Genomic DNA, 11,394 nt, shown 5'->3' on the forward strand with positions numbered 1-11,394 from the left:
CCTATGCCACTTCCAGGTTCATGGAATCGGAGGCCACGTGGCCGTCGAGGAAGCGGATGGTGCGCTCGGCGTATTCGGCGACATCGGCCTCGTGCGTAACCATGGCGATGGTCAGGCCAAGCTCCCTGTTCAGCCGCGTCAGCAGCTCCATGATCTCATGCGTGCGCGCGGTGTCGAGATTGCCGGTCGGCTCGTCGGCGACGAGCAGTGTCGGCCTGGTGACGATGGCGCGGGCGATCGCCACGCGCTGCTGCTGGCCGCCGGAAAGTTCAGCCGGCGTGTGGTGCTCGCGGCCGACGAGGCCGACCTCGGCCAGCGCCTGCATGGCGAGGTCGCGGCGCTCGCGGGCAGCGACGCCGCGATAGATCAGCGGCAGTTCGACATTCTCCGCCGCCGTGGTGCGGGCCAGGAGATTGTAGCCCTGGAAGACAAAGCCGACATAGAGGTTGCGCAGCATGGCGCGGCGGTTGCGGTCGAGCCGGCCGGCATCGACGCCCATGAAGGAATAGGTTCCGGCCGTCGGCGTGTCGAGGCAACCGATGATATTCATCGCCGTCGACTTGCCGGAGCCGGACGGACCCATGATGGCGACGAATTCGCCGCGCTTGATGGCAAGGTCGACGCCGGCCAGCGCATGCACCTTGGCTTCGCCCTGGCCGTAGCTCTTCCAGACCTTGTCGAAGGTGATGAGGGCGGCACCGGCGGCCATGGCCTCAGCTCCGCGACTGCGAGGCGGTGATCACCTGCGCGCCTTCCTCCAGGCCGGAGGTGATCTCGGTCAGCTCGCCGTCGGTGGAGCCGATCTTGACGTTGACCGGATGCGGCCGCCCGTTATCCAGCACATAGAGCGTGCGGGAACCATCGGTCGGTGCCTTCGCGGCCTGGCGCTGGCGGTTGCCGCCGGGGCGGCCCATGCGGCCGGTGAATAGGTCGCTCAAGCTCCAGCCGCGTGCCGCTTGCTGCGCCGGGCGGTAGCGGAAGGCGGAAGAAGGCACGGTGAGCACGTCCTTGGCCTGCCGCGTGACCACCGAAACTGTGGCGGTCATGCCGGGCCGCAACAGAAGTTCGCCGTTGTCGACCTCGAGCCGTGCATTGTAGGTGACGACGCCATCCGTCGTGACCGAGGCATAGGAGATGTCGCGAATTTCGGCATCGAACGGCCGGTCGGGGAAGGCGTCGACGGTGAAGCGGGCATGCTGGCCCGACTTGACCGCGCCGATGTCGGCTTCGTCGACCGCGGCCACCAACTCCATGTTTCTGAGATCGGCGGCGATGACGAACAGCACCGGCGCCTGCAGCGAGGAAGCGACCGTCTGGCCGGGGTCGACCGAACGGGTCAATACGATGCCGTCGATCGGCGCGTAGATGGTGCTCTTGGCAAGGTCGGTCTGCTGCGCCTTGAGGTCGGCCTGGGCGATGGCGAGATTGGCTTGCGCACTGTCGAGCGCCGCCTTGGCGCGGTCGCGGGTCGCGGTTGCCGCTTCGAGCGACTGGTCGGTCGCCATGCCGCGTTTTGTCAAGGCCGCTGCGCGTACCAACGCGCTTTCGGTCTCGGCCAGCGTCACCGTGGCGTCTTCGACATTGGCTGCGGCGCCCTTGGCGGATGCCTCAGCGCGTTCGATCTGGACCTCGAGTTTCACCGTATCAAGCGTCGCCAGCACGTCGCCCTTCTTGACCTGCTGGTTCTCCTCGGCGGAGACCGAGCGGATGATGCCGGACAATTCGCTGGAAATGTCGACTTGGGTGAGCGGCTGCAGCGTGCCCGTCGCCGACACCTGGACGGTGAGGTCGGCCTTGGCGGCCGGCACTGTCGTATAGTCGATCCTGGTCGGCGTGCCGGCATACCATTGATAGCCGGCAAAAGCCGCGACGAGGACGATCAGGGTCAGCAGCGCGTAGAGCCAACCGCGGCGGCGCGTCCTGCGCCGGCCGGCATGGTCGAGCCCCAGCGCCGTCTCGATGGCGGAATCCGATTCCGTCTTTGGCAGATTGACAATCTGGTCCACCTCGGACCCCTATGATGCGCAATGTCCCTATCTGTGCACAGATCAGGCTTACCGGTTCAAATATCAAATTAAATTTCGCCCATGTTGGGATTGAGGCAGGAATGCAAACCCGGAATTACTTGCTTTACGATGTGTTCACGACCGAGCGACTGGCCGGCAACCCGCTGGCGGTGGTGTTGGATTGCAAAGGTCTGGACACCGCCGCGATGCAAGCCATCGCGCGCGAGTTCAACCTGTCCGAATCGGTTTTCGTGCTGCCGCCGGACAATCCCAAGCACCGAAACCGCATCCGCATCTTCACGCCCGACTATGAAATGCCGTTCGCGGGCCACCCGACGGTGGGCTCGGCCATTGCGCTGGCGGAATTGGCCGGTGAGGGCGGTGCCGGCATCTTCGTGCTGGAGGAAAATATCGGACCGGTGCGTTGCGCCGTGAGCCAGCACGATGGCGCCACCTTCGCCGAATTCGACCTGGCCAAGCTGCCGGAGCCGCTGAAGCTCGAAGCCGATCCGGTGGCGATCGGCGCGGCGCTTGGCCTGGCACCGCATGAAATCGGCTTCGAGAATCACCGTGTCGCCTTCTGGTCGGCGGGCGTGCCCTACGTGACCATTCCGGTCGCCAATATCGAGGCGGCGGGCCGGATCCGGCTGGACAATCAGGCGTGGTCGGAACTGGCGCCGCGCAAGAGCGAATGGGCCTTTGCCAGCCCCTATGTCTATTGCCGCGAGACGGTAAACCACGAAAGCGCTTTCCACGTGCGCATGATCGTGCCGGGCACGCCGTCCTATGAAGACCCGGCGACGGGTTCGGCGGCGGCGGCCTTCGCCGGCGCCATCATGCATTTCGACGCTCCGACCGACGGGGTTTCGCAATTGTGGATCGAGCAGGGACTGGAGATGGGGCGGCCATCGCGCATCCGCCTCGAATTGACCGTGCAGGGCGGAAAACTGGCCTCCGCGCGCATTGGCGGCAATGCGATCAAAGTCGCGGAAGGCAAGCTTTTCCTCTGATCGCCTCCGGGCTTTGTCGATTTGTCGGGAAATGATTCCGGCAGGGCTGGACAGGACCAGTATCGGCGGCTATATGGCCGCCAACGCCGGTTTTTACTGGCCGAGTGGGTGCGTAGCTCAGTTGGTAGAGCAGCTGACTCTTAATCAGCGGGTCCACAGTTCAATCCTGTGCGCACCCACCAAAAATCTAACAAAATCAATTTGTTGGACGAGGTGAGGGACCCTGACGGATGCAGGCGGAAGTCGGTATCCGCGCTATGTCTGAATATTTTGGGCAGCATCGAAGTTGCGTCCTGGTTTCTTTCCCGCTCAATCCGACCAAAAAGCCCCGTCGGCCTCTCCGGAAATTCAAAGCTTGCGAAACCCATCCGCCTCTAAATCAAAGAGATGGAGCATGATGTCGTCCGAAAACCGCGTCACACTTGTTCGGCATCATGCTCTAGATGCGCGTCATGTCATGCTTCCGGCTACCAAAATGTCGCGCTGGCGGTCGGTCGGTGCTTGCCCCTTGATCTGGTCCACAGCCCACTTCGATGATTCCCACCAGCGCGTGAACAAACTCAACCATATCGTTTGCCGTGATGGCTGCCTTGTCGGGGTTTTGCCCGATGTGCTCGGCTGCTTCGCAGCATGCGCGGCGGATGAGATCGTAGTGTACATCCCTTTCATCCTCCGGCAACGCCGCCAACTTCATGGCTCGGCTATGAATCAACCGTAGCAATAGTTCGAGAGCTGCTCCGACACTCATGCGTTTGCTCCGCATTGGTCGAGCGTCCCGGCGCTTGAGGGCGCGCGTTTGGAACGTCCGATGAGGAGGCGTTTCCCATCCCCTTATGGAAGGCTGCATCACAGCCGTTAATATATTCTTTCTTGCTAATATGCGTCCTTGGAGCCTGCAGAAGGGGCCGAGCGCGCCCGTGCCTTCTCTTGCTGTCGAAATTTCAGTCGGTTCGAGCAAGGACATCGCGCCCCCCTGTTTCGGGGTCTTCGAAAATTTAGGTAGTGGGTCAGTTTGAAATTCCGCCCCGATCACAATAGGCGCTTTCGCCTACGCTCTGTCTGGAAATAGGCTGAAGCGCATGCCATCTTCAAGCCATGACAGAGAAGCACCCAAAGCGCCCGCGCGATCCTAACCAGTTGGCGAAGTCGATTGTCTCGCTCGCCACGGGCGAGGCTGAAGATAAGGAGCCGCTCGCCTGGCGCACGCAAAGAGACGGTCGAAGGCAATCCCGATCCTAAGCACGTCAGCACGTCATTTGCCGAGCGCCAGAACCTCACCATGCGGATGCACATGCGCCGCTTCACCCGCCTGACCAATGGCTTTTCCAAAAAGGTTGAAGCTCACGCTAATGCGGTCGCTCTGCACTTCATGTATTACAATTTCGTCCGCATCCATAAGACGCTGCGCGTCACCCCGGCGATGGCCGCTGGCGTGACTGACAAGCTTTGGGAGATCGGTGATATTGTCGCGTTGATTGAAGCGAAAGAAGCCGAGAAGCCAATGGCTCGCGGGGCTTATCGAAAGAAGCTTAATTGAGACAGCGAACGTTCAGCGACAGTCAAATCGAAGAGTTTATGCATCTGCATCTGACCAAATACCCAGATGCCGTTGAACGTATGCATTTCGTCATGAAGCATCCGTTTCGGGATAATGACGAGCAAATGTCCAGAACCAGGCGGGAGATTTTGGACACCGCGAAACACCTAGCGTTCTTTCACGCCCATGCGCAGGAAATACCCAAGGATCGCCTCGCGAAGGTCGCTGATCCATATTATCACGCGCGCCACGACATCCTATCCGATGTGATCGCCCATGTCGCTGCCATGCTGGGCCCTATAGGTTCCTATGAGATCGAGGAATGATGCTCGCAATTTCAAACTGACCCACTACCAAAATTTATGAGGGTTTGTACCTCAAGGCGATCCGCGCATTACTTCTCCGACACGCCAGCCTCGGCAAAGCTCGCCATTCTCGCATGGCATTCCAGCGCCGAGCGCACGATGTTGACGGCCAGGCACGCGCCTGAGCCTTCGCCGAGCCGCATGCCAAGATCAAGCAGCGGCGGCAGGGCAAGCGCTTCGAGCAGGCCGCGATGGCCCGATTCGGCCGAGACGTGGGCGGCGATGGTGTGAGCGAGGCCGGTCGGGTGCAGCTTCGCCAGGGGTGCCGCGGCAGCGGTGCAGACGAAGCCGTCGAGCAGTACGGGTATGCCCAGATGCCGTGCGGCCAGCGTCGCGCCGAAGATCGCGGCGAGTTCGCGTCCGCCGAGGCCGGCCGCGATCCCCAGCGGATCGGCAAGGGCGGCGGCGTGGCGCTTCAGGCCGGCTTCGATGGCGACCACCTTGCGCTTCAGGCCGGCATCGTCGACGCCGGTGCCGCGTCCAGTCCATTTTTCCGCGCCGCCGCCGAACAGGGCAGCCGAGATGGCGGCGGCCGGCGTGGTGTTGCCGATGCCCATTTCGCCAAAGCAGACGAGATCGATGTCCTTGGTCACCGCGTCATAACCGGCGGAAACCGCGGCGAGAAAGGCTTTCTCATCCATCGCCGATGTCTGCGTGAAGTCGCCAGTGGGCTGGTCGAGGTCGAGCGGGATGACGTCGAGTTCGGCGCCGGCGATGCGGGCCAACTGGTTGATGGCGGCACCGCCGCCGGCGAAATTCGCCACCATTTGAACGGTGACTTCCGAAGGGTAGGCCGACACGCCCTGCGCGGTGACGCCGTGGTTGCCGGCGAAGACGAAGACTTTCACGCGGTCGAGCTTGGGCATGTCGCGGCCCTGCCAGCGCGCCAGCCAGGCGGCGATGGTTTCCAGCCGGCCGAGGCTGCCTTGCGGCTTGGTCAGCGTGTCCTGACGGCGGGCAACGGCATCGGCCGCCGTCTCGCTGCCGGCGGGCAGATTAAGGCAGGCAGCGCGCAGTTCATCGAGGGATTTGAAGGGCATGGGGGCAAGGTCTCCAGAAGGGAATCAGGTCAAGGGATCAGGAAAGGGCGACGGAAGCGACGAGAAGCACCGCGATTTCGCTCACCTGCTGCAAGGCGCCGATCGTATCGCCGGTCTGGCCATCGATCTGGTTGAGGCAAAGAGCGTGGAAAGCGGCAAACAGCAGGCCAAGCAGGACGAGCGCGGCGATGGCGCCGCCGGGGCCAAGCAACAGCAAAGGGATCGCGCCGAGCACGCCGCCGGCTATGGCGGTGCCGAGCGATACCGTGCCGGCGTCGGCCGACAGGCCGTCGGATCGTGCCGGCGGCAAGAGGTGCATGAAGGCGCCGAGCACGCCACGCGAGGCCGCATGCGCGGCCACCAGAGCGAAGAGGGCTTGCGTGGGATCGGGGAGTTCCGACAGCGTGCTCCAGCGGGTCAGCAGCGACAGCGCCAGCGCCATCGCACCATAGGCGCCGATGCGGCTGTCGCGCATGATCTCGAGCTTGCGTCCGCGCGACTTGCCGCCACCGAAGCCATCGGCGACGTCGGAGAGGCCATCCTCGTGCAGGCAGCCGGTGGTGAGCACGGTTGCAGCAAGGGCCAGGGCGGCCGACGGCCCAATGGCAAGGCCAAAGCGTTCCGCAGTGGCAAAGACGATCGCGCCGATCAAGCCGACGGCAAGGCCGGCGATCGGAGCGGCCCAGATCGCGGCGGCGAGGCTGCGGCCACGAAAATCGAGCACGGGCAGCGGCAGGCGCGTGAAGAAGATCAGGCAGAGCGCGATGTCATCGAGGACTTGCCGAGGCGACAGGGTGATTCTTGGGAGCTTCATGGCCTAGCTCTTCGCAATCGCATGAAAGAAGGTGCCGCTGACATGGCCGCGCCGGTAGCCGGAAGCGCCGAGCGGATTGCCCTGGCCGTCGGCGAGGTCGGCCAACGGCTCGTCATTGCCGGCGGCCGTCATCTGCGCATAGTGGAATTCGTGACCTCGGATCAGCGCACCTTGCGGCCCCAGCGGACAGTCGGCGCGCAGCCGCGCCTCGCGGTAGCCGAGATTCATCTTGCGCCTGGCGAAGCTGGTGGAATGGCCGAGCAGGCCGAGCATGCGATGCGTCTCGCCGCCAGCATCCTCCAGCGCTTCACCAAGAACCATGAAACCACCGCACTCGCCATGGACCGGCTTCTTCGCGGCGAAACGCGCCATTCCCGCATGGAAATTCATTGCGGCTGCGAGTGTGCCGGCGTGAAGCTCGGGGTAGCCGCCGGGCAGCCAGCAGACATCACAATCCTCGTCGGGCGCTTGGTCGGCGAGCGGCGAGAACGGAACGATTTCCGCGCCGGCCTTGCGCCAACACGCGGCGACATGCGGATAAAGGAAGCTGAAGGCGGCGTCCTCTGCCAGCGCGATGCGTTGGCCGGGCGGCCGCAGCGCGTCGGCAAAGTCGCCAACTGCCGGGGCGAGGGGTGTTGCCAGCGCCATGATCGCATCGAGGTCGAGCGACTTCTCGGCCATGTCGGCGAGCCGATCGAGATGCGCCACCAGGTCGTCATATTCGCCGGCCTGGACGAGGCCGAGATGGCGTTCGGGCAAATTGAGCGTGGGATCGCGCAGGATGGCGCCGACGACGGGCAGTCCGATCGCCTCGATGGCGTCGCCGGAGAGCCGACGGTGGCGCTCGCTACCCAGCCGGTTCAGCACCACGCCCGCCATGTGCACATCCGGATCGTAGGTGGCAAAGCCCTTGGCGACGGCCGCCGCCGTGGTCGACTGGCCCGACACGTCGAGCACCAGCAGCACCGGCAGGCCGTAAAGCCGCGCCAGATCGGCGGCCGAACCGGTGCGCCCCTGCGCGGCCGGGATGCCGTCGAACAGACCCATGGCGCTTTCGAGGATGACGAAATCGGCATCGTCGGCCGCCTGTGCGGCCAGCGCATTGAGCAGCGACGGCGACATCGCCCAGCTGTCGAGATTGACGCCGGACAGGCCGGTGGCGGCGGTGTGGAAGCCGGGATCGATATAGTCAGGGCCGGATTTGGCGCCGCGCACCTTCAGGCCGCGCCGGGTCAGCGCGCGCAAGATGCCGATGGTGACGCTGGTCTTGCCAGAACCGGAGCGTGGCGCGCCGATGATGATCGCGCGCGCGGTCATGCTTGCCCAGCCAGTGCCGCGCGCATGGCGACGATGCCGCCGACGACGATCAATGCCGGTGAGGCAAGCCCGGCCGCCGCCGCTGCCTCGGCAATGGTGGCGAGCGTGGCGACGACGGTCCGCTCCTGCGGCGTCGTCGCGGCGACGATCACGGCCGCCGGCGTCGATGGCGCAAGCCCGCCGTCGAGCAGGGCTGCCGCTATGACAGGCAGATTGGCCATGCCCATATAGACGACGACCGGCTGGCCGGTACGGGCGATTGCCGCCCAGTCGATGTCGTCGTCGGTGCCAGCGGCGTGGCCGGTCGCCAGAATGACAGCCTTGTTGATGCCGCGCATGGTGGCCGGGATACCGGTGGCGGCCAATGCGCTGAGGCCCGATGTCAGGCCCGGCAGCACCCGGAACGGGATGTTTTCGCGCGCCAGTGCCAGCGCCTCCTCGCCGCCACGGCCGAAAATATAGGGGTCGCCGCCCTTCAGCCTGACGACGCGGCGGCCTTCACGCGCCAGCCGCACCAGCAGGGCGGTGATGTCATCCTGCTTCATCGAAGGTTGGCCGCCGCGTTTTCCCGCAAAGAAAAGCTCGGCATTTCCGGCAACCGAGACCACGTCAGGCGAAACCAGCGCGTCGTAGACCAGTGCGTCCGCTTCCGCCAAAGCCGCCAGCACTTCCAGGGTCAGGCAGCCGGGATCGCCGGGACCGGCTCCGGCCAGCCAGACATGGCCGGGCTCGAGCGGACGCGACTTGAAGTTCAGGCGCGCGAGCGCCTGTTCGAGCGTGGCGTTTTCGCCTTTGTTTTTGGTGCTGCCGCTCACAATCCGTCCCGTCCGCGAAAACGCCGCTGATAATGGGCGTCGTACAATGAACTCTCGCCAAAGCCTTCCGCCGCCAGCGAGCGGCCGACGAAGATAAGCGCCGTACGCTCCATCGGATCGGCGGCGAGCTTTGCCTCGATGGTCTCCAACGTGCCGGTCAGCACGCGCTCGTCCGGCCAGGAGGCGCGGAAGACGATCGCGACCGGGCAATCGCCGCCATAGTGCGGTGTCAGTTCGGCGACGACGCGGTCGATGGCATGGATGGCAAGATGAATGGCCAGCGTGGCGCCGGTGCGGCCGAAACCGGCCAGCGTTTCGCCAGGCGGCATTTTAGAGGCGCGGCCGGAAACGCGGGTCAGCACCAGGCTTTGCGCGACTTCGGGAATGGTCAGCTCGCGGCGAAGTGCGGCGGCCGCCGCCGCGAAGGAAGGGACGCCCGGCGTCAGCGTGTAGGGAATGCCATGCTTTTCCAGCCGGCGGATCTGCTCGGCAACCGCGCTCCACACCGACAGGTCGCCGGAGTGCAGACGGGCAACGTCATGGCCGGCCTTGTGGGCCGCCACATATTCAGCCTCGATCTCGTCGAGCGACATCGGCGCGGTGTCGATCAGCTTCGTTCCCGGCGCGCAATGCTGCAGCAATTCCGGCGCGACGATGGAGCCGGCATGGAGGCAGACCGGGCAACTCGCCAAGAGCCTTGCGCCACGCAGCGTGATGAGGTCGGCGGCACCGGGACCGGCGCCGATGAAATGGACGGTCATTCGGCGTCTCCGCTGATGGCGATGGCGCAGGTGACCGCGCCGAGCACCGTGCGCGGACCAAGCAGGCTGGCGCCTTTGCCGGCGACGGCAAGGGCCGACGCTTCGGAAACCGATGGTGTGCCGGCCAGGTCCCGCGAGAGGCTGGAGCTGCTGAGCGTCCGTGGCGAGGCTGCCTGGAGAGCTGCGTCATCGACGATGATGACCGGAAGGTTCAGCGCGCGGCCGGCGGCAGCGATCGCGTCTTCATCCTTCTTGAGCGCCGCGGTGGCCAGGGCCGAAAGAGCCGACATCGCCAGCCCATGCGCTTCGAGCGCGGTTTCTATCGCCGCGAGCACGTCCTCGACGGTGACGCCTTTTCGGCTGCCGATGCCCGCGACCATCATGGCTTGACCCAGCTCCATTGCGTGACAGGCATGGCCGGCCGCCACGCCTGCATCGAGCCGACAGGCGAAGCGCGGGAAATGCCTATCCTGACAAGATCGCCGCCGCGCCTGGTGTGCTGGGCGAGAAGCAGGGCTTCCATCTCCAGCGTCACCGCGTTGGCGACGAGACGGCCGCCGGCGCGCAGCGCCTTGATGGCGGCGTTCAAGACACCGGCGTCGCTGCCGCCGCCGCCGATGAAGATGGCATCGGGCGTCGCTAGTTTGGCCAGTGCCTTGGGCGCGCTGCCTTCCACAATGACGAGGCCGGGAACACCACAGGCGACGGCATTGTGGCCGATGCGGGCGGCGCGGGTCGGGTCGGCCTCGATGGCGATGGCGCGCAGCGAAGGGTGGGCGAGCATCCATTCGATGCCGATGGACCCTGAGCCGGCGCCGATATCCCACAGCACTTCGCCGCGCCTCGGCGCCAGCGCCGACAAGGTGATGGCGCGGATTTCGCGTTTGGTGATCTGGCCGTCGTGCTCGAACAGATGATCGGCAAGGCCTGATGTGAGGGGCAGCACGCGCGCTTGCGGAGCCGAATCAATCTCGATCGCCAGCACGTTGAGTGGATTGATGTTTTCCAGATTGAAGGCATCGGCACGCGCTGAGTTCAATGTCTCCTTCGGTCCCCCCAACGCCTCGAGCACCGTCAGCCGTGAAGCGCCGAAGTCGAGCTCGGTGAGCAGGCGGGCAATTGCAGCGGGCGCGTCGCCATCCGACGTCAGCGCCAGGATGCGCGCGTTGGGCTGCAGCAGCGGGCGGATCAGGTCGACCGGGTGGCCGTGCAACGAGATGATCTCGATGTCCTGCAGCGCCCAGCCGAGCCGCGCCGCGGCCAGCGAAATCGCCGAGGGCGCTGATATGACATGCATCTCGCGCGGCTTGACCTTGCGGGCGAGGGTGGCGCCGACACCGTGAAAGAACGGGTCGCCGGAGGCAAGCACACAGACGTTCCTGCCGGCAAGCGCCAGGACATCGGCCATCCCGGTATCGAAAGGAACCGGCCAGGGGCACGGCTTACCCCTGGCGAAGGAAGCAACCAGCGCCAGGTGCCGCTTGCCACCGAAGATGAACTCCGCCTCGGCGATGCGCCGCTTGGCCTCGTCGCCGAGACCCGCTAAACCGTCTTCGCCGATGCCGACTATCGTAAGCCATTTTGGCGTTGGCTGATTTTTTGACATGTCGCGCCGCCCCTCATCCGCCTGCCGGCACCTTCTCCCCGTATAGTGACGGGGAGAAGGGAGAAGCTCCGGCGCCGACGCCTCCCTCTCCCCGTCCTTCACGGGGAGAGGGTAAGGGTGAGG

Annotated in this window: 12 protein-coding genes, 1 tRNA gene and 1 pseudogene; 4 read left to right on the plus strand and 10 right to left on the minus strand. The window is 64.9% G+C overall.

The genetic code is table 11. The annotated features are described in order from the left end of the window. Position 1: 1 nt before the first annotated feature. A complete protein-coding gene (locus EN845_RS15630; RefSeq protein ID WP_127871606.1) occupies positions 2 to 709 on the minus strand; it encodes an ABC transporter ATP-binding protein in 708 nt (235 codons plus the stop codon). A 4-nt stretch (positions 710 to 713) separates the two neighbouring features. Continuing rightward, entirely contained in the window at positions 714 to 2,006 is a 1,293-nt protein-coding gene (locus EN845_RS15635) for an efflux RND transporter periplasmic adaptor subunit (RefSeq protein ID WP_127871605.1), read from the minus strand. 101 nt (positions 2,007 to 2,107) lie between these two features. Here EN845_RS15635 and EN845_RS15640 point away from each other — a divergent pair, with 101 nt between their 5' ends. Together EN845_RS15640 and EN845_RS15645 are read left to right on the plus strand one after the other, a co-directional pair. After that, on the plus strand, positions 2,108 to 3,016 hold the full coding sequence (locus tag EN845_RS15640) for a PhzF family phenazine biosynthesis protein (RefSeq protein WP_127871604.1): 909 nt from the start codon (positions 2,108 to 2,110) through the stop codon (positions 3,014 to 3,016). Positions 3,017 to 3,122: 106 nt separating this feature from the next. Next, positions 3,123 to 3,198 (plus strand) — tRNA-Lys (locus EN845_RS15645). Between the two features lie 257 nt (positions 3,199 to 3,455). Here EN845_RS15645 and EN845_RS15650 read toward each other — a convergent pair. After that, positions 3,456 to 3,764 (minus strand): hypothetical protein, encoded by a 309-nt coding sequence (locus EN845_RS15650; protein WP_127871603.1) that lies wholly within the window; start codon positions 3,762 to 3,764, stop codon positions 3,456 to 3,458. Positions 3,765 to 4,214: 450 nt separating this feature from the next. Between EN845_RS15650 and EN845_RS15660 the strand changes: the two are divergent. Together EN845_RS15660 and EN845_RS15665 are read left to right on the plus strand one after the other, a co-directional pair. Then, positions 4,215 to 4,553 (plus strand): annotated as a pseudogene (locus EN845_RS15660) (IS1 family transposase); the annotation flags it as partial. A gap of 38 nt (positions 4,554 to 4,591) precedes the next feature. Continuing rightward, complete coding sequence (locus tag EN845_RS15665; protein ID WP_127871602.1) at positions 4,592 to 4,879, plus strand: hypothetical protein; 288 nt, start codon at positions 4,592 to 4,594, stop codon at positions 4,877 to 4,879. A 68-nt stretch (positions 4,880 to 4,947) separates the two neighbouring features. Here EN845_RS15665 and cobT read toward each other — a convergent pair whose 3' ends face one another. From cobT to cbiE, 7 genes are read right to left on the minus strand one after another with little or no spacing between them, the layout of a single operon-like run. Next, positions 4,948 to 5,958, minus strand: a complete 1,011-nt coding sequence (cobT, locus tag EN845_RS15670; RefSeq protein ID WP_127871601.1) for a nicotinate-nucleotide--dimethylbenzimidazole phosphoribosyltransferase — start codon at positions 5,956 to 5,958, stop codon at positions 4,948 to 4,950. A gap of 37 nt (positions 5,959 to 5,995) precedes the next feature. Next, positions 5,996 to 6,772 (minus strand): adenosylcobinamide-GDP ribazoletransferase, encoded by a 777-nt coding sequence (gene cobS, locus EN845_RS15675; protein ID WP_127871600.1) that lies wholly within the window; start codon positions 6,770 to 6,772, stop codon positions 5,996 to 5,998. Positions 6,773 to 6,775: 3 nt separating this feature from the next. Further along, positions 6,776 to 8,089: a cobyrinate a,c-diamide synthase gene (locus tag EN845_RS15680; protein ID WP_127871599.1), complete on the minus strand. Its 1,314-nt coding sequence runs from the start codon at positions 8,087 to 8,089 to the stop codon at positions 6,776 to 6,778. Continuing rightward, positions 8,086 to 8,904 (minus strand): uroporphyrinogen-III C-methyltransferase, encoded by an 819-nt coding sequence (cobA, locus tag EN845_RS15685; protein ID WP_127871598.1) that lies wholly within the window; start codon positions 8,902 to 8,904, stop codon positions 8,086 to 8,088. The genes EN845_RS15680 and cobA overlap by 4 nt, the downstream gene beginning before the upstream one ends. Further along, the gene (gene cobM / locus EN845_RS15690) at positions 8,901 to 9,665 is read right to left on the minus strand and encodes a precorrin-4 C(11)-methyltransferase (protein WP_127280203.1); all 765 of its coding nucleotides are present in this window, start codon (positions 9,663 to 9,665) and stop codon (positions 8,901 to 8,903) included. Before cobM ends, cobA begins: the two co-directional genes overlap by 4 nt. Continuing rightward, complete coding sequence (locus tag EN845_RS15695) at positions 9,662 to 10,048, minus strand: cobalamin biosynthesis protein (RefSeq protein ID WP_127280202.1); 387 nt, start codon at positions 10,046 to 10,048, stop codon at positions 9,662 to 9,664. The genes cobM and EN845_RS15695 overlap by 4 nt, the downstream gene beginning before the upstream one ends. Then, entirely contained in the window at positions 10,045 to 11,271 is a 1,227-nt protein-coding gene (gene cbiE / locus EN845_RS15700; protein ID WP_127871597.1) for a precorrin-6y C5,15-methyltransferase (decarboxylating) subunit CbiE, read from the minus strand. The genes EN845_RS15695 and cbiE overlap by 4 nt, the downstream gene beginning before the upstream one ends. Between the last annotated feature and the right edge of the window lie 123 nt (positions 11,272 to 11,394).

Source organism: Mesorhizobium sp. M8A.F.Ca.ET.202.01.1.1 (genome assembly GCF_004791595.1).
GTDB lineage: Bacteria > Pseudomonadota > Alphaproteobacteria > Rhizobiales > Rhizobiaceae > Mesorhizobium.